Source organism: Ensifer sp. NPDC090286 (assembly GCF_044769565.1).
In the GTDB taxonomy this organism is placed as follows: domain Bacteria; phylum Pseudomonadota; class Alphaproteobacteria; order Rhizobiales; family Rhizobiaceae; genus Ensifer.
The window spans coordinates 1,969,846-1,993,960 of sequence record NZ_JBIVYF010000001.1; the positions used below are offsets into that span (position 1 = coordinate 1,969,846).

Annotated in this window: 22 protein-coding genes; 5 read left to right on the plus strand and 17 right to left on the minus strand. The window is 62.5% G+C overall.

The features are described 5' to 3' along the window. Nucleotides 1-27: 27 nt before the first annotated feature. Complete coding sequence (locus ACIQUG_RS09965) at nt 28-1,002, minus strand: 2-hydroxyacid dehydrogenase (RefSeq protein ID WP_402320324.1); 975 nt, start codon at nt 1,000-1,002, stop codon at nt 28-30. A 142-nt stretch (nt 1,003-1,144) separates the two neighbouring features. Further along, on the minus strand, nt 1,145-2,155 hold the full coding sequence (locus ACIQUG_RS09970; RefSeq protein ID WP_402320327.1) for an alpha/beta fold hydrolase: 1,011 nt from the start codon (nt 2,153-2,155) through the stop codon (nt 1,145-1,147). 194 nt (nt 2,156-2,349) lie between these two features. Between ACIQUG_RS09970 and ACIQUG_RS09975 the strand changes: the two genes are divergently transcribed. Continuing rightward, complete coding sequence (locus tag ACIQUG_RS09975; protein ID WP_043626778.1) at nt 2,350-2,802, plus strand: MarR family winged helix-turn-helix transcriptional regulator; 453 nt, start codon at nt 2,350-2,352, stop codon at nt 2,800-2,802. Between the two features lie 89 nt (nt 2,803-2,891). On the opposite strand, the gene ACIQUG_RS09980 is transcribed toward ACIQUG_RS09975, so the two are convergent. From ACIQUG_RS09980 to ACIQUG_RS10030, 11 genes are all read right to left on the minus strand, one after another. Next, the gene (locus tag ACIQUG_RS09980) at nt 2,892-4,010 is read right to left on the minus strand and encodes a branched-chain amino acid ABC transporter substrate-binding protein (RefSeq protein ID WP_043626781.1); all 1,119 of its coding nucleotides are present in this window, start codon (nt 4,008-4,010) and stop codon (nt 2,892-2,894) included. A 114-nt stretch (nt 4,011-4,124) separates the two neighbouring features. Continuing rightward, nucleotides 4,125-4,469, minus strand: coding sequence for a DUF6867 family protein (locus tag ACIQUG_RS09985; protein WP_402320332.1), 345 nt, complete (start codon nt 4,467-4,469; stop codon nt 4,125-4,127). Between the two features lie 24 nt (nt 4,470-4,493). After that, a complete protein-coding gene (locus ACIQUG_RS09990; RefSeq protein ID WP_043626786.1) occupies nt 4,494-5,219 on the minus strand; it encodes an ABC transporter ATP-binding protein in 726 nt (241 codons plus the stop codon). Next, nucleotides 5,219-6,103, minus strand: a complete 885-nt coding sequence (locus ACIQUG_RS09995; RefSeq protein WP_043626789.1) for an ABC transporter ATP-binding protein — start codon at nt 6,101-6,103, stop codon at nt 5,219-5,221. The genes ACIQUG_RS09990 and ACIQUG_RS09995 overlap by 1 nt, the downstream gene beginning before the upstream one ends. Next, the gene (livM, locus tag ACIQUG_RS10000; protein ID WP_402320337.1) at nt 6,103-7,503 is read right to left on the minus strand and encodes a high-affinity branched-chain amino acid ABC transporter permease LivM; all 1,401 of its coding nucleotides are present in this window, start codon (nt 7,501-7,503) and stop codon (nt 6,103-6,105) included. The genes ACIQUG_RS09995 and livM overlap by 1 nt, the downstream gene beginning before the upstream one ends. A 4-nt stretch (nt 7,504-7,507) precedes the next feature. Continuing rightward, on the minus strand, nt 7,508-8,410 hold the full coding sequence (locus tag ACIQUG_RS10005; RefSeq protein ID WP_402320340.1) for a branched-chain amino acid ABC transporter permease: 903 nt from the start codon (nt 8,408-8,410) through the stop codon (nt 7,508-7,510). Nucleotides 8,411-8,698: 288 nt separating this feature from the next. Further along, the gene (locus ACIQUG_RS10010; RefSeq protein WP_402320343.1) at nt 8,699-11,125 is read right to left on the minus strand and encodes an FAD-dependent oxidoreductase; all 2,427 of its coding nucleotides are present in this window, start codon (nt 11,123-11,125) and stop codon (nt 8,699-8,701) included. Between the two features lie 253 nt (nt 11,126-11,378). Continuing rightward, the gene (locus ACIQUG_RS10015; protein ID WP_402320346.1) at nt 11,379-11,933 is read right to left on the minus strand and encodes a sarcosine oxidase subunit gamma; all 555 of its coding nucleotides are present in this window, start codon (nt 11,931-11,933) and stop codon (nt 11,379-11,381) included. Nucleotides 11,934-11,943: 10 nt separating this feature from the next. Continuing rightward, the gene (locus ACIQUG_RS10020; protein ID WP_402320349.1) at nt 11,944-14,901 is read right to left on the minus strand and encodes a sarcosine oxidase subunit alpha family protein; all 2,958 of its coding nucleotides are present in this window, start codon (nt 14,899-14,901) and stop codon (nt 11,944-11,946) included. Next, entirely contained in the window at nt 14,898-15,176 is a 279-nt protein-coding gene (locus ACIQUG_RS10025; protein WP_402320352.1) for a sarcosine oxidase subunit delta, read from the minus strand. The genes ACIQUG_RS10020 and ACIQUG_RS10025 overlap by 4 nt, the downstream gene beginning before the upstream one ends. A gap of 69 nt (nt 15,177-15,245) precedes the next feature. Continuing rightward, nucleotides 15,246-16,496, minus strand: a complete 1,251-nt coding sequence (locus ACIQUG_RS10030; RefSeq protein WP_402320355.1) for a sarcosine oxidase subunit beta family protein — start codon at nt 16,494-16,496, stop codon at nt 15,246-15,248. 215 nt (nt 16,497-16,711) lie between these two features. Between ACIQUG_RS10030 and cysQ the strand changes: the two genes are divergently transcribed. Then, complete coding sequence (cysQ, locus tag ACIQUG_RS10035) at nt 16,712-17,488, plus strand: 3'(2'),5'-bisphosphate nucleotidase CysQ (RefSeq protein WP_402320358.1); 777 nt, start codon at nt 16,712-16,714, stop codon at nt 17,486-17,488. 13 nt (nt 17,489-17,501) lie between these two features. On the opposite strand, the gene ACIQUG_RS10040 is transcribed toward cysQ, so the two are convergent. Continuing rightward, nucleotides 17,502-17,888, minus strand: a complete 387-nt coding sequence (locus ACIQUG_RS10040; RefSeq protein WP_043611311.1) for a response regulator — start codon at nt 17,886-17,888, stop codon at nt 17,502-17,504. 269 nt (nt 17,889-18,157) lie between these two features. On the opposite strand from ACIQUG_RS10040, the gene ACIQUG_RS10045 reads away from it, so the two are divergent. Continuing rightward, nucleotides 18,158-18,670, plus strand: coding sequence for a Dps family protein (locus tag ACIQUG_RS10045; protein ID WP_402320361.1), 513 nt, complete (start codon nt 18,158-18,160; stop codon nt 18,668-18,670). A gap of 63 nt (nt 18,671-18,733) precedes the next feature. On the opposite strand, the gene ACIQUG_RS10050 is transcribed toward ACIQUG_RS10045, so the two are convergent. After that, on the minus strand, nt 18,734-19,480 hold the full coding sequence (locus tag ACIQUG_RS10050) for a Crp/Fnr family transcriptional regulator (RefSeq protein WP_402320674.1): 747 nt from the start codon (nt 19,478-19,480) through the stop codon (nt 18,734-18,736). A 199-nt stretch (nt 19,481-19,679) separates the two neighbouring features. On the opposite strand from ACIQUG_RS10050, the gene ACIQUG_RS10055 reads away from it, so the two are divergent. Continuing rightward, on the plus strand, nt 19,680-20,537 hold the full coding sequence (locus tag ACIQUG_RS10055; RefSeq protein WP_402320365.1) for an SDR family NAD(P)-dependent oxidoreductase: 858 nt from the start codon (nt 19,680-19,682) through the stop codon (nt 20,535-20,537). A gap of 93 nt (nt 20,538-20,630) precedes the next feature. Next, nucleotides 20,631-22,187 carry a VOC family protein gene (locus tag ACIQUG_RS10060; protein WP_402320368.1) on the plus strand — a complete coding sequence of 519 codons (1,557 nt, stop codon included), beginning with the start codon at nt 20,631-20,633 and terminating at the stop codon, nt 22,185-22,187. 115 nt (nt 22,188-22,302) lie between these two features. Here ACIQUG_RS10060 and ACIQUG_RS10065 read toward each other — a convergent pair whose 3' ends face one another. Together ACIQUG_RS10065 and ACIQUG_RS10070 are read right to left on the minus strand one after the other, a co-directional pair. Next, the gene (locus ACIQUG_RS10065; protein ID WP_402320371.1) at nt 22,303-22,863 is read right to left on the minus strand and encodes an NADPH-dependent FMN reductase; all 561 of its coding nucleotides are present in this window, start codon (nt 22,861-22,863) and stop codon (nt 22,303-22,305) included. 186 nt (nt 22,864-23,049) lie between these two features. Further along, nucleotides 23,050-24,003, minus strand: coding sequence for a ring-cleaving dioxygenase (locus tag ACIQUG_RS10070; protein ID WP_402320374.1), 954 nt, complete (start codon nt 24,001-24,003; stop codon nt 23,050-23,052). Nucleotides 24,004-24,115: the final 112 nt, after the last annotated feature.

Genomic DNA, 24,115 nt, shown 5'->3' on the forward strand with positions numbered 1-24,115 from the left:
GGCTCTGCGCAGAAAACGGGCAGCCGCCTACGCCACGCGATCCGGCGGTTCGCGCCCGTCGAAAAACGCCGTGATATTGTCCACCACCTTCATGCCCATGGCGACGCGCGTCTCCTCCGTCGCACTGCCGAGATGTGGAAGCAGAACGACATTTTCGAGCGCGCGCAGACGTTCCGGCACGTTCGGTTCCGCCTCGAAGACATCGAGGCCGGCGCCGCGAATAACACCGTCTTCGAGCGCCGCAATCAGCGCCGGCTCGTCGATCACATCACCGCGCGCCGTGTTGACGAGGTAGGCGCTTTTCTTCATCAGGGCCAAGCGTTCGGCGTTGATCAGGTGCCGGTTTTCGCCGCCGCCGGGGCAATGCAGCGACACGAAGTCCGCCACCTTCAGCACGTCCTCGACCGTGTCGAGCTGGCGGGCGCCATAACGGCTGGCCTCGGCCGGGTCGATACGTGAGCGATTGTAGAAGACGACATCCATGTCGAAGCCGAAGTGGCAGCGTTTGGCCATCGCCTTGCCGATGCGGCCGAAGCCGATGATGCCGAGCGTCTTGCCGGTGACTTTGCCGCCAATCATGTGGGTCGGGCGCCAGCCGGTCCATTCGCCGGCCCGCACCTGCCGTTCGCCCTCGCCTGCCCGCCGCGCGACTGCAAGCAGCAGCGTCATGGCGATGTCGGCGGTGCAGTCGGTCAGCACACCCGGCGTGTTGGTTACGACGATGTCGGCAGCCTTGGCGGCCGCAACGTCGATGTGATTGTAGCCGACGCCATAGTTTCCAAGGATCTTCGCGCGGAGACCGCCGCCGGCAAAGAGGTCGGCCGGAAGCCGGTCGGAAACGGTCGGGAGAACGGCGTCATAGGTCCGCAGTGCTTCGGCGAGTTCTGCGGCCGTCAACGGCATGTCCCCGTCGTTCAAGGTGACGTCGAAGCGTTCGGCAAGCACCTGCTCCACCGCTGCCTGCCAACGACGGGTGACGAGAATGCGGGGTTTCGAGCTCATGCCTGCCTCCAGATCAGAATCGCTGCGAGATAGTGCACGAAACGGCGCGACGCGACAGCTATCTCGACAAGCGAAACACCTATCACAAAAGGCAAAAAAGAGGCGCCGTTGCCGGCGCCTCTCATCGTGATTTCAACCGCCATCAAGCCCTGGCGAAGGCGAGCAGGTCGGCGTTGAGCTGGTCCTTGTGGGTGTCGGTGATGCCGTGCGGTGCGCCGGCATAGACCTTGAGGTCCGCATGCGGCACCAGCGTCTTCGAGGCTCTCGCCGCCGCATCGATCGGCACGATCTGGTCGTCGTCGCCATGGATGATCAGCGTCGGCACATCGAACTTCTTCAGATCCTCGGTAAAGTCGGTCTGCGAGAAGGCGACGATCGAGTCGTAGGTGTTCTTGTGGCCGGCCATCATGCCCTGCAGCCAGAAGCTGTCGATCATGCCTTGCGAGGCGACAGCCCCCGGCCGGTTGAAGCCGAAGAATGGACCGGACGCGATGTCGCGGTAGAGCTTGGAGCGATCCTGGAGGCTCGCCGCCTGCAGGCCGTCGAAGACGTCCTTCGGCAGACCACCGGGGTTCTTGTCGGTCTTGACCATCAGCGGCGGCACCGCCGAGATCAGGCCGGCCTTGGCGACCCGGCTGGTGCCATGGCGGCCGATATAACGGCTGATCTCGCCGCCGCCGGTCGAAAACCCGGCGAGGAAGATGTCCTTGAGATCGAGCGCGTTGATCAGGTCAGCAAGGTCGTCGGCATAGTGATCCATGTCGTTGCCGTCCCAGGGCTGCGACGAACGGCCGTGGCCACGGCGGTCATGGGTGACGACGCGGAAGCCGTTGGCGGCAAGGTGGAAGGCCTGCGCCTCCCAGCTGTCCGACGACAGCGGCCAACCGTGGCTGAGCACGACGACCGGGCCATCCTTCGGCCCCCAGTCCTTGTAATAGATCTCGACGCCATCGCGGGTGATGATGCGGCTGCCCATGGTGTTTGCTCCCTTCGTGCCGGACGCGCCGGCGGTTGATGCGGTGCTGGATGCGGCCGTGGCCGGCGTGTTGATCGCATTGACCGCGGCTGCCGTGGCGGCAGCGCCGAAGGCGGCCGAGAGAACCGTGCGGCGGGAGATGCTGTTGGCTTCGGTCTTGCTGATTGCCTTGCTCATGGAACGCTCCTTCTTCCCTGCGGTCGTGCCGCGCTAAAGTTAGATATCTGGCGATTAAGTCGTGCGCGATTTATATATCTTTATATCGCTACCGATTTAATCGTGTACAACATTTATATCGCACCCGCACCGCTGTCAATGCCTTGCGATTATATCGTGAACGATTTATTTTGAACGCATGACAGGAGAAAGCGATGACTGACACCAACTCCAAGAACGACGAGGCGATGCTGGCACTCGACAGCTTCCTCTGTTTTGCAGTCTATTCGGCAAACCACGCCTTCACGCGCATCTACAAGCCGCTGCTGGAGGAACTTGATCTCACCTACCCGCAATATCTGGTGATGGTGCTGTTGTGGGAGAAAGACGACCAGACGGTCGGCAGCCTCGGTGAACGGCTCTTCCTGGAATCGAGCACTTTGACGCCGATGCTGAAGCGCCTGGAGGCCGCCGGCTACATCGCCCGTGTGCGCGACAAGGCGGACGAGCGGCAGGTGCGGGTGCAATTGACCGACATGGGCAAGGCCTTGCGGCAAAAGGCAGTGGAAGTGCCGCGCGGCCTCACCGAAGCGACGAAGCTCGGCGCCGACGATCTCGAGCGACTGCGCGCCGAGGTCTCCTCACTCAGGGACACGCTGCTGAAATAGCCGACCGCTCGCCGACACCTCACAAAAAGAAAAGCCCGGCGATCGCTCGCCGGGCCCCAACCAGTCGGACACAAGGTCCGAAATCAGAACTACTCGTTCTGGAAGTAGTTGTACTTGCCGTCGTCACCCTTCTTCCAGGTGTACATGACGTAGTCCGGACGCGTGATGTCGCCCTTTTCGTCATAGCCGAGTTCGCCGATTGCGGTCTTGAACGGACCCTTTGCCTTGATGGCTTCGGCAACTGCCTGCGGGTCGTTGCCGCCGGAAGCCTTGGCAGCTTCTGCGATGACCTGGAGAGCGGCGTAGGCGTAGAGCGTGTAGGCTTCCGGTTCGAAGCCGGCAGCGCGGAACTTCTCGACGAGGTCCTTGGCAGCCGGGTTCTTGCGCGGATCGGGAGCGAACGTCATCAGCGTGCCGTCAACGGCGTCGCCGGCGATCGAAGCCAGTTCGTTCGAAACGATACCGTCGCCCGACATCAGGGTAGCCTTGAGGCCCTGGTCCTTCATCTGGCGCATGATCAGGCCGGCTTCGGTGTGCAGACCGCCGTAGTAAACGATCGAAACGCCGGCTTCCTTCATCTTGGCGATGAGCGCCGAGAAGTCCTTGTCGCCGGTGTTGATGCCTTCATAGAGGGCTTCGGTGAGGCCGGCTTCGTTCATCGACTTCTTGGTTTCGTCGGCAAGGCCCTGACCATAGGGGGTCTTGTCGTGAATGACGGCGATCTTTGCGTCCTTGAAGTTGGCGGCGAGGTAGGCACCGGCAACTGCACCCTGCTGGTCGTCACGGCCGCAGGTACGGAACGTGTTCCAGAGACCGCGCTCGGTGAACTGCGGGTTGGTGGAGGCCGGCGTTACCTGCAGGATGCCGTTTTCGGCGTAAACTTCAGAAGCCGGGATGGACACGCCCGAGTTGAAGTGACCGACAACGAACTTCACACCGTCAGCAACGAACTTGTTGGCGACCGAAACGCCCTGCTTGGCGTCCGAAACGTCGTCGCCGAGCACAACCTTGATCTGTTCCCCATTGATACCGCCGGCAGCGTTGATGTCAGCGGCGGCCTGCTCTGCACCTTTCTGGAGCTGTGCACCGAAAGCGGCGTTCGGGCCAGTCAGCGGGCCGGCGACACCAACGAGAATATCAGCCCAGGCGCTGCCGCTGAAGGCAACCATAGCCGTCAGCGCGACCGCCGACAGAAGAGACTTTTTCATCTTGTTACTCCCAATTATTCGAGCGGGTCTCGTTACCAACCTGCGCAATGCCCACCATAGTTGCGCCGGTGTTTCTTTCGCACCGGCCGCGGCGGCCGGCGCGCGCTGTTCCCTTTATTTGGCTTTCCATGAGAAAGGCGAAGCCTTCTCATAGAGCCAATAGTAGTTATTGGTCATTTGCTTGGTCCGGTAGTATCGGAAACCTGCGGTAGCAAACAACAAAAGCACGATCGTGTCCACGATATAGTAGTGCAGGCTGAACATCGTGCCCTCGAAGAGAGCGTGATGCACGAAGCGGATGCCAAGCCCTAGCAACGCAACGTAGAGAAGGAGGCGCGGAAACTCCTCCCAGCCTTCGGCGACGCTCTTGCCGGTACGCCACGCCGTCCAGCCGCCGAGAACGCAGCTGATGAAAAGAAATTGCCAGATCGACACTTCTTCGTAGAGAATTCCCTGCATGTCACTTGCTCCAGATGCAGCCCGTCAATGACGGCCGCCTTCGAGATAGGCCGCGCGCACTTCCGGATTGGCGAGCAGTTCCTTGCCGGAACCGCTCATCGTCACCCGGCCGTTGACCATGACGTAGCCGCGGTCGGAAAGCTTGAGCGCGCCGAAGGCGTTCTGTTCCACGAGGAAGACGGTCAGGCCTTCCTCCTTGTTGAGTTTCTTGATCGCTTCGAAGATGCCCTTGACGATTAGCGGCGCAAGACCGAGCGACGGCTCGTCGAGAAGCAACAACTTCGGACGGGCCATCAGCGCGCGGCCGATCGACAGCATCTGCTGCTCGCCGCCCGAAAGCGTACCGCCGCGCTGCGCCTGACGCTCCTTCAGGCGCGGGAAAAGCGCGAACACCTTTTCCACGTCCTGGTCGAAGTGCTTCAGGTTGTCGAGGCTGGCGCCCATCTGCAGGTTTTCAAACACCGTCATGCGCGGGAAGATGCGCCGCCCCTCGGGCGACTGCGCGATGCGCAGCCGGGCGATCTCGTGCGTCGGCATGCGGGTGATGTCCTGGCCTTCGAAGAAGACCGAACCGGTACGCGCCTGCGGGCTGCCGCAGATGGTCATCATCAACGTCGACTTGCCGGCACCGTTGGCACCGATCAGGCAGACGATTTCACCGCGGTGAACTTCGACATCGACCCCGCTGAGCGCGCGGATGTTGCCGTAGTAGGTCTCGACGGCTTTGACTTGGAGAAGAGGCGCCGTCATCAGTTGGTGCCCCCCTGCCCGCCTTCGATTTCCTCGATTTGTTCGATCACCTCTTCAACCTCTTCATCCTCGACACCCAGATAGGCCGCAATGACCCTCGGATCGTTCTTCACGAAATCCGGTGTGCCGTCGGAAATCTTCTGTCCGTATTCCAGGACCACCACGTGGTCGGAGATCTCCATAACCACGGACATGTCGTGTTCGATCAACAGGATCGACGTGCCGGTATCGGCGCGAATGCTTTTCAGCAATTCGTTGAGCGCCAGGGACTCGCGTGGATTGAGACCGGCGGCCGGCTCGTCCAGGCAAAGCAGTTCCGGCCCCGTGCACATGGCGCGGGCAATCTCGAGACGGCGCTGCGCGCCGTAGGAGAGGTCACCGGCCGGATCGTCCGCACGGTCGATAAGCGACGCCTTTTCCAGCCAGTGCTTGGCAAGGTCGATCGCCTCGCGCGACGCCTGGCGGTAGGCCGGGAAGCCGAGCAGGCCGAGGAAAGTGTAGCCGGATGCCTGCATCAGCTTGTTGTGCTGCGCGACGAGCAGGTTTTCGAGCACCGTCAGACCGGAGAACATCCGGATGTTCTGGAAGGTACGCGCCACCTTGGCGAGCTTGGTGATCTCGAAGTCCGGCAGACGTTCCAGCAGGTATTCCTTGCCGGCCTTCTGCTTCATCGTGATCATGCCCATCGTCGGCTTGTAAAAGCCGGTGATGCAGTTGAACACCGTTGTCTTGCCCGCTCCGTTCGGGCCGATCAGCGCGGTGATGTCACCGCGATAGGCTTCGAAGGAGAAGTCGTTGATGGCCATGAGACCGCCGAAGCGCATCGACAGGTGCTCAACCTTGAGAATGGGGTCTTTTGTCATTGTCGTCGTCTCGCGGGCCATCAACCGTGCCCTTCCTTGGTGAAGCTGCCGGAGACTGCCTTGCGTTCGTGCAGGAAGGCTGTCGGTTCACGTGATCCGACGAAGCCGCGCGGCTTCCAGACCATGACGACGACCATGGCCAGGCCAAAGATCAGCATACGGTAGAGTTCAGGTGTGAAGTCCGGTCCGAAGACAACCTTCAGGAACGACAGTTCACGCAGGATTTCAGTGCCGCCGATCATCACAACGGCCGCGACTGCAATGCCGACGAGCGAGCCCATGCCACCGAGAACCACGATCGCCAGGATGACCGCCGATTCCAGGAAGACGAAGGACTCGGGCGAGACGAAGCCCTGGCGCACCGCAAAGAACGAGCCGGCGAAACCGCCGAACATGGCGCCTGTCGCAAAGGCCGTAAGCTTGGTCGTCACCGTGTTGATTCCAAGCGACTTGCAGGCGATCTCGTCCTCGCGCAGCGCTTCCCAGGCACGGCCAATCGGCATGCGGCGCAGCCGGATCGTTACGTAAGCGGTCAGCAGGCAGAGCGCGAGGATCAGATAGAACAGGAAGATCTTGTAGTAGGCCGATGACATCGGCAAGCCCATCATCGCGGCAAAGCCGTCCTTGGAGGCATCGAACTTGATGCCGAACAGCGTCGCCTTGGCGATGCCGGACACGCCGAACGTACCCTTCGTCACCTCGGTCCAGTTGATCAGCACAAGTCGGATGATTTCGCCGAAGGCAAGCGTGACGATCGCCAGATAGTCACCCCTCAGCCTTAACACCGGGAAGCCGAGGATCATGCCCCAGAAACCGGCAAGAATGCCGGCGACGGGAAGAAGGACCCAGAACGACAGTCCGAAATAGGTCGACAGCAGCGCGTACGAGTAGGCGCCGACCGCGTAGAAGGCAACGTAGCCAAGGTCGAGAAGACCGGCCAGACCGACGACGATGTTGAGGCCCCAGGCCAGCATCACGTAGATCAGGATCTGGATGCCGAAATTGTCGACCCACTTCAGTGAACCCTGGATCCCTGAGCCAGTCGCCATGCAAAGCGCGAGGACGATCGGCGGATAAAGAATTAGGAACGCGATCGCGATCTTCGAGAAGTGGCGGGTGAAGAAGGTTTCCTCCTTCACCGCGCCCTCGGCTTCGGCCTTGGCCGCCTTGCGGCGGGCCATGGCCGGCTGGACATAGGCAACCATCAGGAAGCGGCCGACGGCGGCAACGATCACGAAGATCGCCAGCAGGCCCCAGCGCTGGTTGAGGATCAGCTCGTTGCGGATGTTCTGGTCGGACTTGAGACCGACGAACAGCACGAAAAGACCGAGCGAAATCAGGCCCGCGAAGACAGCCTCGCGCAGGGCCCGCGCCGTCACGTCAGTGCCGGCGCTTGCAGTCGTAGAAGCAATGTTTGCCATGGAATTATACCTTCTCGACTTCCGGTCGTCCGAGAATGCCAGACGGCTTGAAGATCAGGACGATTGCGAGAATGGAGAAGGTCGCGACGTCCTTGTAGTCGATGGTGAAATAGGCCGACCAAAGGGACTCGATAAGCCCGATCAGCAGTCCCCCGAGAACGGCGCCCGGCAGCGATCCGATGCCGCCGAGGACGGCTGCGGTGAACGCCTTGACGCCCGGGACGAAACCGTCGGTGAAGACGACCACGCCATAATACATCAGATACATCGTACCGGCGACGGCAGCGAGTGCTGCACCCATGATGAAGGTCACCGAGATGGTGCGGTCGACGTCGACACCGAGCAGCGCCGCCATCTTGCGGTCCTGTTCGGTCGCGCGTTGGGCACGGCCAAGCGGCGTCTTGTTGACGATGTACCAGAAGACCGTAAGCAGGATCGCCGTGATGACGATGATGATGATTTGCTTCAGCGAGATGGTGATGCCGAAGACCTCGTAGACCGAGGAAACGAGCGGCGGGATCGGCTTGTTGCGCGGACCCTGCGTCACCTGGATGAAGTTCGACAGCGCAATCGACATGCCGATTGCGGTGATCAGCGGCGCAAGCCGGAACGAACCGCGTAGCGGCCGATAGGCCACCTTCTCGATCGTCCAGTTCCAGAGACCTGCGGTCAACATGCCGACGACCATCATCAGCAGGAGAGCAAGTACAACCGGGACGCCCCCGATGAATGTTGTGAGAATAAGAAAGACAATCAAAGCAGCAAAGCCGCCGAGCATGAAAATATCGCCGTGGGCGAAGTTGATCATGCCAATGATGCCGTAGACCATGGTATAACCAATAGCGATCATACCATAAATAGACCCAAGAGTCAGCCCGTTGACGAGCTGCTGGACGAAATACTCCATCAATCTTCCCCTGGACCAGATCCATAACGGTCCGGTCTCTTGTTTTTTGAGCTCATTGTTGAGCGCTGTGTTTGCTCGATTCCATACCTCTTTCAAACGAAAAGGAAAGCTAAAAAACGCGACTTCATCAAAAACTTCCTCGATAAAATCGATTTGACGCTTTTACAGCCAGAAAAATCAAAATTTCCGCAGCTTTCGCCCGCGAAATCATCAACTTTAGTCGTAAAAGCGTCGGGTATTCTATGAAGCCTCAACGCTCGATTTCGGTCCGCACTCCACCCCGATTGCTCAGGCGCGCATGCGCTGACCGTTCGAATCGAACAGCGGATGCGGCTGAAGACGGGCCGGCAGGATCTCACCCAGGAGTTCGATCGACCAGCCATCGCTGCGGTCGGCGATTTCCTTCGGCACGTAGCCCATGGCGACCGAAACGCCGCTTGCATGCGCATAGCCGCCCGATGTCACCCAGCCACGCACGACGCCGTCGAGGTAGATCGGCTCGTCGCCGATGACATCAGCGTCTTTCGCCTCGAGCAGGAAGGTTCTCAGACGTAGTGCGCCACCATCCGCCTTCTCCTTAACGGCCGCCGCCTTGCCGATGAAATCGGCATCCTTGCCGGTCGCGACAAACCGTCCAAGCCCGGCTTCGACCGGGCCATAGAGAGGACGATACTCGCGCGCCCAGCTGCCGAAGGATTTCTCGACGCGCAGCGCATTCAGTGCCCTCAGGCCGAACAGGCGGATGCCGGACGCGGCCCCCTTCTCCATCAGCAGCTCGAAGAGATAGCGCTGGTACTCCGGCTTCATCCAGATCTCGTAGCCGAGATCGCCGGTATAGCTGACCCGGCCGACGATCGCAGGCGCCATGCCGAGGTCCATGCGGCGGATATCCATGAACGGGAACATCGCATCGGAGACATCGAGATGGGTAAGGCTCGCGAGCACATCGCGGGCCTTTGGCCCGGCGATCGACAGGCCTACCAGCTCCAGCTTCAACGCCTTCAGCGAAACCGCACTGTCCGCAGGCAGATGCGCCTCGAACCAGCGCATGTGGTAGTCCTCGGCGATACCGGAGCCGACGAGCAGGAAATCCTCCTCGCCGAGCTTGGCCAGGGTGAAGTCGCCGATCAGCTTGCCGTCGTCCTTCAGCATCGGTGCCAGCGCCATACGCCCCGTCAGCGGTATGCGGCAGGCCAGCAGCCGGTCGAGCCACGCCTCCGCGCCGTCGCCGGTGATCGCATATTTGGCAAAGCCCGAGGTCTCCATCAGGCCGACGCCTTCGCGCACGGCCCGCGCCTCCGCGCCCACGGTCTCGAAATCGGTCGAGCGCCGCCAGGAGAAGGCATCCTTTACCCCTTCGGGTGCAAACCACAGCGGCGTTTCGAGCCCGTAGGACGCGCCGAAGACGGCGCCTGCCGCCTTCAGCCGGTCGTAGATCGGCGTCGTCAGCAGCGGCCGCGCGCCCGGCAGTTCCTCGTTCGGATAGCGGATCGAGAAGCGACGGGAATAGTTCTCGCGCACCTTGGCATTGGTGTAAGCGAGCGTGGCGAAATCGCCATAGCGGGAGACGTCCATGGCAAAGACGTCAAAGCCGGGGTCGCCATGGATCATCCAGTTGGCGAGCGCCAACCCGACGCCGCCGCCCTGGCTGAAACCGGCCATGACGGCGCAGGCCGACCAGTAGTTCCGGAGGCCCCGCACGGGGCCGACGAGAGGGTTGCCGTCCGGCGAGAAGGTGAAGGGGCCATTGATGATCTTCCTGATGCCGGCCTTGTTGAAGGCCGGGAAGTGCCTGAAGCCGACTTCGAGTTCCGGCGAGATGCGGTCGATGTCCTCGGCCAGGAGTTCGTGGCCGAAATCCCAGGGCGTCGAGATCGGCGACCAGGGGCGGCACGCCTTTTCATAGGTACCCATCAGCATGCCGTTGCGTTCCTGGCGGAGATAGATTTCGCCGTCGAAATCGACGCAGTGCATCAGCTCCTTGCCGCGCGTCTGGTTGAACTCGATGACCTCGGGCATGTCCTCGGTGATGAGATACATGTGCTCCATGGCAAGCACCGGCAGTTCCAGGCCCACCATGCGCCCCACCTCGCGCGCCCAGAGGCCGGCAGCGTTGACGATGTGTTCGGCGACAATCTCGCCCTGGTTTGTGATCACCCGCCAGGAACCGTCTTCCCGCTGCACCAGATCCTCGACCTTGGTGTGCAGGTAGATCTCCGCACCGTTCTTCTTCGCCGATTTGGCATAGGCGTGCGTCGTGCCATAGGGATCGAGGTGCCCCTCGACCGGATCGAACACCGCGCCGACGAACTGATCGGGATCGAGCAGCGGCATCAGGTCGTGCGCTTCCTTCGGCGTCAAAAGCTCTGCTTCGAGCCCCATGTAGCGGCCCTTGGCAAGGATCGACTTCATCCAGTCGAAGCGTTCCTTGGTGGCGGCGAGCATCATTCCCGAGGTCATGTGCAGGCCGACATCCTGGCCGGAATATTCCTCGATCTCCTTGTAGAGCTCGACCGTATATTTCTGCAGCTTGGCGACGTTCGGGTCGCCGTTGATCGTGTGCATGCCGCCGGCCGCATGCCAGGTAGAGCCGGAAGTGAGTTCCGATCGCTCGAGCAGCACGGCATCGGTCCAGCCGAATTTCGTCAGGTGATAGAGCACCGAACACCCGACGACACCGCCTCCGATAACGACGACCTTGGCATGGCTTTTCATGCGTACGCTCCGTCTCCCCATGCTCCTGCCGGAGACATGGCCAAATTGTCAGGAAGAAACTCAGGCACGGCGACCGCTTGCTTCAGGCACAGAAGCGCAAGCGGCTGACGATGAAAGCCTAGTCAGAAAGACGGCGCCGATAAAGACATGGCTGCGAAGGACGCTTGTCCATTTCCGCCGTTTGCTGGCGGATGGGCGACCCGTTTGCGGCATTTCATGCCGCATTTGATTTCAGCCTCTTGAAAGGGCCGGTTCAGTCCGAGAAGGCGGCGGTGAGATCGAAGGCCTGCCCCATCTTCATCAGGTCGTCGAACAGCGATTCCGCGTAGCTCCGCGGCACGATCAGCTCGAACGTGTCCTCGTCCGTCCGGGCGAGATTGACCGGGATGTGACCGCAGAGCGCATTGGCGCTGCCGCCAACCGTGAAGGCTGCGGCATGAAGGTCGAGGCCGATGCCTTTGGCGAGGATGCTGCGCACGTTCGGGCCGGCGATCCGGAAGACGACGCGCCCGTCGCTTTGGTCGACGACATAGGCACCGCCGTCGCAAAGCGCTTCGAGCCGACGCACGAGCCCGCTCGGCGCTTCGACCTCGGAGACGACAAGCCACTCCGCCGGGGCCAAGAACCGCATGGACAAGTCGGACTGTGCGGCAATCGCGTGACGCACCGTCTCCTCGCGGCCGGCACGTGCGAGAACCGTTGCCATCGTGCGCCAATGCCCGACCATCAGGTGGTCTGCCGCCGGCGACGTCGGTGCCGAGCGCAGTTTCTGCTCCAGTGCGTGGCGGTTGTTGTAGTCGCGAACCATCACCGCCTCCTCAGGCCTTCAGCTTTGCATTTTGCGGATCGACAAAGACCGGGTCGCAGACCTCGGCGACGATCTCCTGATCGCGCAGCTTGTCGAACACCACGACCTTCTCGCCATAGCGTTCGCGCCCGGATTTCACGAAGGCGAGCGCGATGGCGTGGCCCAGGACCGGCGAGAAACCGGCTGAGCTCACCCAACCCTGGTCGTTCAGCGTCGAGGGCTTGGTCCCCTCCTTCAGAAGATGCGCACCGGCGCGCATGTCCTTGTCGGCGTCGACGGGTTTCAGGCCGACGAGCTGCATGCGATCCGCCGCCGTCAGCCCGTAGCGGGTCGACAGGCGCTTGCCGATGAAGTCGGTCTTCTGCATCGAGAGCATACGGCCGAGCCCGGCATCGTCCGGTGTTACGCGTCCGTCGAATTCGGCATGCGTCAGCAGACCCTTTTCGAGCCGCAGGACATTCAAGGCTTCGACGCCATAGGCACAGATTTCATGCGGCCGGCCGGCCTCCATGATCTGGTCGGCCACCGCCTCGCCATAACCTGCCGGCACCGCCAGTTCGAAAGCCAGCTCCCCGGAGAAGGAAATGCGGAAGAGCCGCGCCGACACGCCGCTTTTCAGGGCAATCTTGCGGGCGGACAGGAACGGAAACGCGCCGTCGGAAATGTCGCCATCGACGATCTGCTGCAGCACCGCGCGCGCCTTTGGACCGGCGATCGCCATCTGCGCCCATTGGTCGGTCGACGAGGTGAAGCGCACTTCGAGTTCCGGCCAGAGCGCCTGGGCGCAATATTCCATATGCGCCATGACGGGACCGGCCATCGCCGTCGTCGTGGTGACGAAGAAATGCTCCTCGTCGAAGCGGCTGACGGTGCCGTCGTCGAAGACGAAACCGTCTTCGCGCAGCATCAGACCGTAACGCGCCTTGCCGATCGGCAGCTTCAGGACCGGGTTGCAATAAAGCCGGTTGAGAAACTCCGCAGCGTCGGGACCGAAGACCTCGATCTTGCCGAGGGTCGAGACGTCGCAGAGGCCCACATTGGCCCGCACATTCAAGACTTCGCGATCGACGCTGTCGCGCCAGGTCTTTTCGCCGGCGCGCGGGAACCAGGCGGACCGGTGCCAGAGCCCCGCCTCGACGAAGGTCGCGCCGTTTTTCATCGCCCAGCCGTGCAGCGGCGACTTGCGCGCCGGCGCGGCATGTTCGTCGCGCGCAGTACCGGCAAGCGCACCGAAGGAGACCGGCGTGTAGAACGGCCTGAAAGTGGTTGTGCCGACCTCGGCCGGGCTGACGCCGCGCATGCCGGCGAGAATGCCGACAGCATTGATGTTGGAAAGCTTGCCCTGGTCGGTCGCCATGCCGCTGGTCGTGTAGCGCTTGGCGTGCTCCACGTGGCCGAACCCTTCGCGCAGCGCCAGGCCGAGATCCTTCGCATGCACGTCGTTCTGGAAATCGACAAAGGCCTTCGACTTGGCGCCCGGCACGTACCAGAGCGCTGCGAAGGAGGCCGCTTCCTCGCCATCGACGACGGGTGCTGCGACCGAACTGGCGCTGAAGCCGAGGTCGGCGGCAATCGCTACGGCCTTCTCCGCACCATCGGACAGGCAGCCGGCGAGCGTATAGATGCCGTTGGCCGCACCCACGGGACGCAGGCTGCCGCCGACGTCAGGCGCGACAAAGGCCTTCAATTCCTCCGACCAGACCGGTCTTGCGCCGCGCTGGCAGGCAAGATGCACGACCGGGCTCCAGCCGCCGGACATGCCCAGCGCATCGCAGGCGATCAGCTCCTCGTAGCCGGAGCGTTCGACGACGATGCCCTTGAGGCGTTGCCGGCCCTTGGTGTCGACGATCGAGGCCGAGCGGATGACCCTGATGCCGTCGGGCGCCTGATCGGCGGCCTCAGCGCGGGCATCGACGATCGCCGCGATCGCGGCACCCTTGGCCGCAAGCGCTCGTGCTGTCCGGTAACCGGCGCTGCCGTTGGTGAAGATCGCGACTTGTTTGCCGGCGGCGACGCCGTAGCGCTCGGCATAGGTGGTCATGGCGCCCGCCATCATCACACCCGGGCGATCGTTGCCGCCGAACACCAGCGGCCGTTCCTCGGCACCGGTTGCCATCAGCGCGCGCTTGGCAACGATGCGCCAGACGCGTTCGCTCACAAGCTTCGACGATGGTTCGGCGACGTGTTTCTGCACGCGCTCGACCGCGCCGAAGACGTTGTCGTCGTACCAGCCGAAGACCGTGGTGCGCGAAAGCAGCGTGACGTTGGGCAGCGATTGCAGTTCGGCGACGATGCGGTCGGCAAAAACGGAGGCCGGGGCGCCATCGATCGTCTCACCGCTCGAAAGCAACGAACCGCCGAGCCGGAAATCTTCGTCGGCGACGATGACCCGGAGGCCGGCGCGGCCGGCGGTCAACGCCGCCATCAGGCCGGCTGGACCGGCACCGACGACGAGCAGGTCGCAGAACGCCCAGGACTTCTCGTAGATCTCGGGGTCGCGCTCCAGCACCGCCCGGCCGAGGCCCGCAGCGCGGCGAATGAAGGGTTCGTAGACCCGTTCCCAGGCCTGCTTCGGCCACATGAAGGTCTTGTAGTAGAAGCCGGCGCCGAGGAACGGCGAAAGCACGCCGTTGACGGCCCCGACATCGAAGCCGAGCGACGGCCAGCGGTTCTGGCTTTTGGCGGTCAGCCCGCTATAGAGTTCGGCAACGGTCGCCTTGGTATTGGCATCGGTGCGGGCGCCGGAACCGAGAGTGACGAGCGCGTTGGGCTCGGAAGGCCCGGCGCTGACGATGCCGCGCGGCCGGTGATACTTGAAGCTGCGACCGATGAGCAGTTGGTCGTTGGCAAGCAGTGCGGAGGCCAGCGTATCGCCGGCAAATCCACGCAGCGGCCGGCCGTCGAAGGTGAAGCTCAGCGTCTTGCTGCGATCGACGATGCCGCCGGAGGAAAGACGATAGCCGGTCATCGCGCCGCTCTCCGCGCAAACTCGGCCGCATCGACGACGGAATAGACCTCGTGGGTCGCCGTGTCGCGCTCGACCACCAGGAAGCGGCGACAGCCGGCGATGTGATGCCAATGCTCCACCGTGCGCCCGCGCGGGTTGGCGCGCACATAGACGTAATCGTGCCAGGCCTCGTCCGAATCCATCGGCTCGGGACGGCCGCGCGAGGCGTCGCCGCGGATCGCGAATTCTTCCTTCGGTCGGACCCCGCAATGCGGGCAGGTAATCAGGCTTGCCATCGTCTTCCGTGTCCTGAAGCCGCGCTCCGGCTTCCTGTTCATTCCATACGGGCCAGCGGCCGTGTGCTGTCAGTGAAGGTTGGGCTGCGGGCCGGCGCCGGCCTCGTCGACGGCATAGCCGCGGGCGAAGCGATCGAGCCTCAAGGCACGCGCCACCGGATGGGTGTCGTTCTTGGCGATCAGGTGGGCAAAGCAGTAGCCGGAAGCCGGCGTTGCCTTGAAGCCGCCGTAGCACCAGCCGCAGTTCAGGTAGAGATTGTCGATCGAGGTGCGGTCGATGATCGGCGAGCCGTCCATGCTCATGTCCATGACACCGCCCCAGGCGCGCAGCACCCGAACGCGCGACAGGCCGGGGATCATCGTCACCCCCTCCTCCATCACGTGCTCGGCGGTCGCCAGATTGCCGCGCTGGGCATAGGACGAATAGCCGTCGATCTCGGCGCCAAAGACGAGCCCGCCCTTGTCCGACTGCGAGATGTAGAAGTGGCCGCCGCCATAGACGATCACGTGATCGATACAGGGCTTCAGCCCCTCGGTCACGAAGGCCTGCAAGATGTGGCTTTCGAGCGGCAGCTTCAGATCGGCCATTTCGCCGACGCGCGAGGTGTTGCCGGCCGCCGCCAGCGCCAGCTTGCCGCAGCCGATGAAGCCCTTGGTGGTTTCGACACCGGTGACAACACCGTTTTCGCGACGAATGCCGGTCACTTCGCAATGCTCGATGATGTCGACGCCATGCTGGTCGGCGCCGCGGGCATAGCCCCAGGCAACCGCATCATGCCGCGCCGTACCGGCGCGCCGCTGCAGCAGGCCACCGAGGATCGGATAGCGGGCGTGATCGTAGTTGAGGAAGGGGATCATCTTCTTCAGCTGCTCGCGCTCGATGAGTTCCGCCGCCACGCCTTCCATCCACATGGCGTTGCCGCGCCTGACATAGGCGTCGCGCTGGGCGTCGCTGTGGTAGAGCATGATGACGCCGCGCTGCGACAGCATCACATTGTAGTTGAGATCCTGCTCCAGCCCTTCCCAGAGCTTCATCGAAAATTCGTAGAACGGCTCGTTGCCGGGCAGCATGTAGTTGGAGCGCACGATCGTGGTGTTGCGGCCGACATTGCCGGAACCGACGTAGCCCTTCTCCAGCACCGCGACGTTCTTCACGCCGAATTCCTTGGCGAGGTAATAGGCGGTCGAAAGACCGTGCCCGCCGCCACCGACGATGATCACGTCATAGTGGGATTTCGGCTGCGGCTGGCGCCAATGCGGTTTCCAGTTCAGGTTTCCGGAAAGGGCGTTCCTGACAAGCGAGAAGGCGGAATAACGCATGAAGGCATCCAGTTCAGTTGCGCCGGCACATTTGCACAGCCGCAAGGCGGAAGCAAAGATGCAAAGCCTCTCGCAGGTGCAAAAAACCTTGAGACGGCCCGCCCTGCAGATCGGCTGCGGCCACGCGTAAAGAGCCGCCTGCCATGTCAAAAGCATGGCTATATTCTTCCTCTCAATATGCTATGGGCCTGATGACGGACCGAAAGACAGGGCGAATGCTGGAGATACTGCAACAATCGGCGATAGCAGCGGGTCGGGCCATTCTCGACATTTACAATGCCGGGCCGGAGGTCACCCACAAGCCCGACTGCTCGCCGGTCACCGATGCCGATACGACGGCCGAACGCATCATCCTGGCGGATCTCGCCGCAGCCTTTCCGGACATTCCCGTGGTCGCCGAGGAAGCGGTATCCGCCGGCTTCGTGCCGGAGACGTCCGGCATGTCGTTCTTTCTTGTCGATCCACTCGACGGCACCAAGGAATTCATCAGCCGCAACGACGACTTCACCGTCAACATCGCCTTGATCGAAAACGGCGCGCCGGTCGCGGGCGTCGTCTACGCCCCGGCGCTTGGCATCCTCTATGCGGCGCGCCACGGCAAGGCGGTAAAGTCGGTTATCGACGGTAGCTTTCGCCTGACCGAGGAAACGATCATCGGCTGCCGCAGCTGCGGCGACCGCATGGTGGGGCTCGCCAGCCGCTGGCACAACAGCGCCGAGACGATCGACTACCTCGAAAAACACGGCATCGCCGACTACCGGACCGTCGGCTCGTCCTTGAAATTCTGCCTGCTTGCCGAAGGTTTGGCCGACGTCTATCCGCGCTTCAGCCGGACGATGGAATGGGACACCGCCGCGGGCGACGCGATCCTTCGAGCGGCCGGCGGCGAAACGCTGACGATGGACGGCACGCCGCTCACCTACGGCAAGCGCAACCAGAAGGACGACAGCGACTTCGCCAATCCCTGGTTCGTGTCGCGCGGCAAACCTTGACCGGACTGGATACCTAAACGTTTCTTGGCTGGATCCCGGCGGCGATCAGCTGGCCGATCGATTTCTCGTTGAACGGTTTGTCGATCCGCGGAACGTGCCTGAGATAGGTCGGGAAATGCTCGGCATCGCCGTAGCCGCTGGTGAAGCCGAACGGCATGCCGCGGGCGAGCATTGCATCGGCAACCACGAAACTCGTGTGATCGCCAAGGTTGACGTCGAGGATCGCGAAATCGAAGGCCTGGAGCGTCAGCAGCTCCAATGCCTGGTTCGCATTTCCGGCGATCGTAACCTGCAGGATCCCGAGCGAAGAGAGGATTTCCTCGACGTCCATGGCGATGATGAAGTTGTCCTCGAGAACGAGGACCGTCCGGACGGACGGCGGAAGCTCGGCCATGTCAATGCACTCCATTTTTCACGTACAGCGACGGCAGTCATCGTCGCTGCAGGCGCATTTCCAGGCGGAATGCCGTCCAGAGTCCCGGAACCTCCACTGAGGCAACGGCAACGACTGAGCTTAGGCCCCAATGGCCCGACCTCGCATTTAAAAAAGACATGTGAGCGTCGAGACGGGATCGGGAACAACCCTTTCGTCGCGGCGTTCAACTCATGCGGCGTGGCCCCCGGCCGCAAACCGCTCGACATTTCCGAAGACAGAACTGGAGCAGGAGAATGAAACAGACTGCCGCCGTGCTGAAACCCAAGGTCCGGGACGAAGAATTCGACATCGGCCTGACGAAAGCCTATCGCCAGCAGATGGCGACGGCGCTTTCCGATATCCTCGCCGATACCTACAAGCTGGTGATCAAGAGCCACATCTACCACTGGAACGTGGTCGGCCCCCTGTTCAAGCCGCTGCATGAACTGACCGAAGAGCACTACAATGCGCTGTTCAAGGCAACCGACATCATTGCCGAGCGCATCCGCGCCCTTGGGCACCTCGCGCCGGCCAAGCTTGCCGAAGCAAAAACCTTTGCCCCCAGCGCCGCCTCGGTCAACCACACGACGGCGGCGGAGATGGTGGCCGACCTGATCACCGATCACGAAGCCGCGGCGCGGCGCATACGCGACGCCGGCACCAAGGCCGACGAAAATAGCGACCTCGTCACGACGGACATGCTGACCGATCGTCTCGATTTCCACGAAAAGGCGCTGTGGATGCTGCGGGCGATCGTCGCCGCCTGACCGGCGCGCACTTTGAAATCGATGCGGCGACAGCGCCGCATCGATCGCCTATGACAGGGCGCGTCAGATGAACGGCCGCTTCGGCTCGCGCAGCCCTTCCCAGCCGGAAATCGCCAGCAACCCATCGATATCGCGGACATTGCAGCCCTTCTCCGCCCAGCGGATCAGGCCGCGTTCGGCAAGCTTCTTCAGCGTCTTGTTGGTGTGAACGATCGAAAGGCCGAGCGTGTCGGCCACATGCTGCTGGCTGATCGGAATGGCGACGCGGCTGTTGTTGAAGAGATCGAGCACCGCCGCCCGCTGGTAAAGGAAGGCGATGAGATAGGCGGCCCGCTCCAGCGCGGACCGGCGGCCGATGCTCAAGAGGTTTTCGTCCAGAATCCGCTCCTCGCGCGCCGCGATCCAGGTGAGATCATAGGCAAGCTCAGGGTAGTTCTCGAACAAGCGATTGAGCTTTCCGCGCTCGAAGACGCAAAGGGTGACGGGCGACAGCGCTTCGATCGAATGCTGCATCTCCCCCATCAGGCTGCCCTGCAGGCCGATCAGGTCGCCCGGCATCACATAATTGAGGATCTGGCGGCGGCCGTCGTCGAGCATCTTGTAGCGAAAGCCCCAGCCGGAAAGCACGGTGAAGAGGTGGGCGCTGTGTGCGCCTTCGACGAGAATCGTCGCGCCGCCGTCGACTGCCAGTTCACCGGTCTTGAACTGCGAAACGAAGGCCAGTTCTTCGCTGATAAAGGCGCGAAAATGATCGAGCTTGCGCAAGGGACAGCTTTCGCAAGGGGTGCGCTTTTCGTTGCGGGCTGTCATTTCGTTCATCGTTCCATCCACCACATGCGTTCGTTCAGGCGTTGGCGCCCAAAACTGCAAGTAGCGCCGGCATTGCAGGTGGCAAGATACAACCCTGAAAACACTTGGTTTTCCGAAGCGTCCCCGCCGACATGCTCATGGACAGGCCGCCCTTGGCGCCCTATCTCTTGGCACTCGACCCCGCCACAGGAGCTTCGCCATGTCCCATCCTGCCTTCGCCCCCGGCAATGTCGCCGTCGTTACCGGTGCTGCGTCTGGCATCGGCCTTGCCGCCGCCCGGCACTTCGCGACGCTCGGCATGCGCGTCGTGCTCACCGACCTCGCAGGCGAGAAACTGGATAAGGCTGCCAGCGACGTCGCAGCCGCCGCCCCGGGCGGGGCGCAGCACGTCACGGCGATTGCAACCGACGTTTCGCGGCTCGACGCGCTCGAAGCACTCGAACGGGAGGTGCATCGGCAACTCGGCGACGTGCATGTGCTCATGAACAATGCCGGCATCCAGCCCGGCAGCGCGATCCTTGGCCCCCTGGCCGCCTGGGAGGCGACGCTCGGTGTCAATCTCTGGAGCGTGATCAACGGTTCGCGCGTCTTTGCATCCCGGATGATCGCCCATGGCAAGGCGGCCGTCATCATCAACACCGGCTCGAAACAGGGCATCACCACGCCGCCCGGCGACCCGGCCTACAACGTCTCCAAGGCGGGCGTGAAGGTCTTTACCGAGGCGCTGGAGCACGAACTGCGCAACACCGCCGGAAGCCAGGTCCATGCGCACCTGCTGATCCCCGGTTTCGTCTATACCGGGCTGACGGCTGGCGGCCGCACGGAAAAACCGGCCGGCGCCTGGACGTCGGAACAGACGGTCGACTTCATGATGGAGAGCCTGGCGCGCGGCGACTTCTACATCCTCTGCCCGGACAACGACGTGCCCCGCGCCACCGACGAGCGGCGCATCCTCTGGGCCGCCGGCGACATCGTCGAGAACCGGCCGCCGCTGTCGCGCTGGCATCCGAAATACGGAGAGGCTTTCAAGGCGTTCCTCGACAAGGATCGCGATTGATCCTCCTGCGTTGACACTGCGTTCTCGGCGACCCTTCTGGTGCTCGCGGGACACATCGTGTTTTGTGGGACGACGATCATGAGGGACTAAAAAATGACGAGCGGCATCCACCACATCACCCTGATTGCCCGGAAGGTCCAGGCAAACGTCGACTTCTATGTCGGCTTCCTCGGCATGCGCCTCGTCAAGCGGACGGGCGGCTATGAGGACGCCAACCAGCTGCACCTCTTCTACGGCGACGCCGAGGGGTCGCCGGGATCGCTTGTGACCTTCCTGATGTGGGAGGACGGCGGTCGCGGTCGTGTGGGCCATGGCCAGCCGAGCGAGATCGCCTTTGCCATCCGGCCGGAAAGCATCGGCTTTTGGCTGACCCGCGCGCTGCAGTTCAACATCGCCACCTCAGGGCCGGCGCAGGAATTCGGCGAGCCGGTGCTGCGGCTCAAGGATCCGGACGGTGTCATCGTCAAGCTCGTCGGCACTGAGGCGGTTTCGGGTGCAGCGCCTTGGAGTACGCGCGATATCCCCGCTGAAGACGCGATCCGCCGCCTGCGCGGCGCCACGATCCTCACCGAAAAGCCGGAGGAATCCGTTCGCTTCCTGACGTCCCATTTCGGCTACACGGAAACCGGCGCAACCGATGCGATCCGGCGGCTCACCTCCGCCTCCGGCGATACCATCGACGTGCGCAATGCCAGCGGCTTCTGGACGTCGGCTCCCGGAACCGGAACGATCGATCACATCGCTTTTCGCGCTCCGGACCACGCGGCCGTGGAGCGGGTGCACGACGACCTGAAGCGCGACGGTGCCGGCGCAATCAACGCGCATGACCGCAAATATTTCTATTCGCTCTACGTCCGCGAACTCGGTGGGTCGCTCTACGAGCTGGCCAGCGACGTTCCCGGCTTCACCGTCGACGAACCCAAGGAAACGCTCGGCACCGAGCTCTTCGTCCCCGCGCATTTCAGCGCCGCTCGCGAAGAAATGCTGCTCGCCATGCCGCAGTTCGCGCTGCCGGGAGAACCACGGCTGACCGAGCGCGACCTGCCCTTCGTGCACCGCTTCTATCACCCTGACGTGCTCGATGACCGCACCTTCATGCTGTTGCACGGCAGCGGCGCCAACGAAACGCAGCTTCTTCATCTCGCGCACCAGGTCGATCGCGAAGCGACACTGGTCGGCATTCGTGGCCGGTCGAACGAGGAGGGAACGCCGCGCTGGTTCCGCCGCTATTCACCGACCACCTTCGACCAGAAGGATGTGCGCTCGGAAGCCGAAGCCTTCGCTGCCTTCGTCGAAGGCGCGCGCGACGGCTACCGCATCGATCTCGAAAAGACTGTCTTCATCGGCTACTCCAACGGCGCTAACCTGCTGGTGGCGCTCATGCTTTTGCATCCGGGGCTTGTCCGCAATGTCGTGCTGATGCGCTCGATGCTCGTGCTTGACGATGTGCCGCCGCCGGATCTTTCGGGTACGAAGGTGTTGCTCTTGACCGGCATGCACGACAGCTATGCCGACTTCGCTCCACGCCTCAAGGAAGAGCTCGCCCGCACCGGTACGGATCTGACCGCGGTCGAACTGGACATGGGTCACGAGATCGGTGCGCCGGATATCGCGGCTATCCAGCAGTGGCTCCAGGACAAGGGGCTCTAAAGGTCCTTCGGGCCGTTTCGGCGAACGCTTTAGGAAAGCGAACAACGCTCGCTCCGTCATGCTCGGGCTTTGCCCGAGCATTCATAGCCAGTCGTGCCCGCGATATCCCAGCCGTCTACCGCGCTTCTGCACCGGCAAACTCCGCGAATGCCTTCACGAAGGCGACGAGCCGGCCGCGAGCATCGGCATCGATCAGCGTCCCCGCCTCATCGAAAAGCGTATCCGCTTTCGGCAACATCAGCCGCTTGCCGGACCAGAGTTCGGCGCCGAGCGTGCGCATGATCGGCAGCCAGGCGTTCTGGCTGAGGATGGTGCCGAAATTGCCGGGCGAGCTGCCGGCAAGCGCGAAGGGCCGGCCGCGAAACACCTTGGCGATATCGGCGGAAGGCCGGCTCATCCAGTCGATGGCGTTCTTGAACACGCCGGGGATGGAGTTGTTGTATTCCGGTGTAAACAGAATGACGCCGTCGGCCGCCATCACCTTCTGCTTCAGCACCGTCACGGCATCAGGAATGCCACTCTCCTTTTCGACATCGCCGTCATAGAGCGGGATCCCGTGCAGCGTCGCGGTGTCGAACGCGACACCGTCAGGCAGATTTTCCGCAGCCGCCCGCATCAGGCCGGTGTTGTACGACGCCTTGCGCAGGCTCCCGGAAATTCCGAGGATTTTCGTCATGGGATCTGGTCCTTCCTACTCCAAGTCCGTGCGGGCGCGCCTCGAAGAGCGAGGCGGCATGCGATCGATAGAGATAACGCAACAGCTGTGATGATGGGTCCGCGCGGAACCGATGTCCAACGGGATCAGGGGGATAGAGACAAAAAAGCCGGGGACGAACCCCGGCTTTTCGATCGGATCAGACCGTTAGACGAGCGGCTTCAGCCGCGCCTCGATCTGGGCACGCTTCGGCTCCAGGAACGGTGGCAGCGACAGGCTTTCGCCAAGCGTTTCCATCGGTTCGTCGACGGCGAAACCGGGACCGTCGGTGGCGATCTCGAAGAGAACGCCATTCGGTTCGCGGAAGTAGAGCGAACGGAAGTAGTAGCGTTCGACCTCGCCGCTCGACGGCAGGCGGAAGCCGTTGAGCCGTTCCGTCCACTCCGTCAGCGCCGCATTGTCAGGCGCCCGGAAGGCAACGTGATGCACGGCACCGGCGCCCTGCCGGGCAATCGGCAGACCCGGCTGAACCGCGACATGCAGTTCGGCCGCAGGACCGCCCTCACCCATGGTGAAGACGTTGACTTCTCCCTCGCCGTCCGGCGACGGATAGGTCCGGCCCTTGCTCATGTTCATCACATGCGTGAGGACAAGCTCGGTGTTGGTGATGTCCGGCACGCTGATGATGATCGGACCGAGCCCCTTGATCTGATGCTCGGCCGGAACCGGGCTCTTTTCCCAGGGATGCGAGGGCTGAAGCCCGCCGTCGTCGACCAACCGGAAACGCTGGCCTTCGCCATCCTCGAAATCGAGCGAGATGCGGCCATCGATCTCGGTGACGTCTCCGGCCATGACCTTGAGTTGGTCGAAGCGGTCCTTCCACCAGCGAACGGTTTCGGCGCTACCGACCCGGAGGCCCGTGCGCGAGATGCTGTGCGTACCGCGCCCTTCCGGCCCGACCGGCCAGTCGAAGAAGGTCAGGTCCGTTCCGGGCGTTGCGCGCCCGTCGGCATAGAAGAGGTGATAGGCGGTGGTGTCGTCCTGGTTGACGGTCTTCTTGACCAGCCGCAGCCCGAGCACTTCGGTGTAGAAGCGCAGGTTTTCCGGTGCGTTGGCGGTGATCGCCGTCAGGTGATGGATCCCAGTCAGTTGCAAGCTCATGATTGCCTCCAATGCGTTGGCATTGCTGTTGAGCACCATATGGGATGTCCGATCGTTTCCGACAGTGGACCAATAGAGAACAGAACGTTCTCCTCAGGTGAACAACAAACGG

Excerpts from the sequence above, each read along its gene's own strand:
- ACIQUG_RS09965 (WP_402320324.1), bottom strand. The coding sequence starts at position 1,002 with ATGAGCTCGAAACCCCGCATTCTCGTCACCCGTCGTTGGCAGGCAGCG.
- ACIQUG_RS09970 (WP_402320327.1), bottom strand. The coding sequence starts at position 2,155 with ATGAGCAAGGCAATCAGCAAGACCGAAGCCAACAGCATCTCCCGCCGC.
- ACIQUG_RS09975 (WP_043626778.1), top strand. The coding sequence starts at position 2,350 with ATGACTGACACCAACTCCAAGAACGACGAGGCGATGCTGGCACTCGAC.
- ACIQUG_RS09980 (WP_043626781.1), bottom strand. The coding sequence starts at position 4,010 with ATGAAAAAGTCTCTTCTGTCGGCGGTCGCGCTGACGGCTATGGTTGCC.
- ACIQUG_RS09985 (WP_402320332.1), bottom strand. The coding sequence starts at position 4,469 with ATGCAGGGAATTCTCTACGAAGAAGTGTCGATCTGGCAATTTCTTTTC.
- ACIQUG_RS09990 (WP_043626786.1), bottom strand. The coding sequence starts at position 5,219 with ATGACGGCGCCTCTTCTCCAAGTCAAAGCCGTCGAGACCTACTACGGC.
- ACIQUG_RS09995 (WP_043626789.1), bottom strand. The coding sequence starts at position 6,103 with ATGGCCCGCGAGACGACGACAATGACAAAAGACCCCATTCTCAAGGTT.
- livM (WP_402320337.1), bottom strand. The coding sequence starts at position 7,503 with ATGGCAAACATTGCTTCTACGACTGCAAGCGCCGGCACTGACGTGACG.
- ACIQUG_RS10005 (WP_402320340.1), bottom strand. The coding sequence starts at position 8,410 with ATGGAGTATTTCGTCCAGCAGCTCGTCAACGGGCTGACTCTTGGGTCT.
- ACIQUG_RS10010 (WP_402320343.1), bottom strand. The coding sequence starts at position 11,125 with ATGAAAAGCCATGCCAAGGTCGTCGTTATCGGAGGCGGTGTCGTCGGG.
- ACIQUG_RS10015 (WP_402320346.1), bottom strand. The coding sequence starts at position 11,933 with ATGGTTCGCGACTACAACAACCGCCACGCACTGGAGCAGAAACTGCGC.
- ACIQUG_RS10020 (WP_402320349.1), bottom strand. The coding sequence starts at position 14,901 with ATGACCGGCTATCGTCTTTCCTCCGGCGGCATCGTCGATCGCAGCAAG.
- ACIQUG_RS10025 (WP_402320352.1), bottom strand. The coding sequence starts at position 15,176 with ATGGCAAGCCTGATTACCTGCCCGCATTGCGGGGTCCGACCGAAGGAA.
- ACIQUG_RS10030 (WP_402320355.1), bottom strand. The coding sequence starts at position 16,496 with ATGCGTTATTCCGCCTTCTCGCTTGTCAGGAACGCCCTTTCCGGAAAC.
- cysQ (WP_402320358.1), top strand. The coding sequence starts at position 16,712 with ATGCTGGAGATACTGCAACAATCGGCGATAGCAGCGGGTCGGGCCATT.
- ACIQUG_RS10045 (WP_402320361.1), top strand. The coding sequence starts at position 18,158 with ATGAAACAGACTGCCGCCGTGCTGAAACCCAAGGTCCGGGACGAAGAA.
- ACIQUG_RS10050 (WP_402320674.1), bottom strand. The coding sequence starts at position 19,480 with ATGACAGCCCGCAACGAAAAGCGCACCCCTTGCGAAAGCTGTCCCTTG.
- ACIQUG_RS10055 (WP_402320365.1), top strand. The coding sequence starts at position 19,680 with ATGTCCCATCCTGCCTTCGCCCCCGGCAATGTCGCCGTCGTTACCGGT.
- ACIQUG_RS10060 (WP_402320368.1), top strand. The coding sequence starts at position 20,631 with ATGACGAGCGGCATCCACCACATCACCCTGATTGCCCGGAAGGTCCAG.
- ACIQUG_RS10065 (WP_402320371.1), bottom strand. The coding sequence starts at position 22,863 with ATGACGAAAATCCTCGGAATTTCCGGGAGCCTGCGCAAGGCGTCGTAC.
- ACIQUG_RS10070 (WP_402320374.1), bottom strand. The coding sequence starts at position 24,003 with ATGAGCTTGCAACTGACTGGGATCCATCACCTGACGGCGATCACCGCC.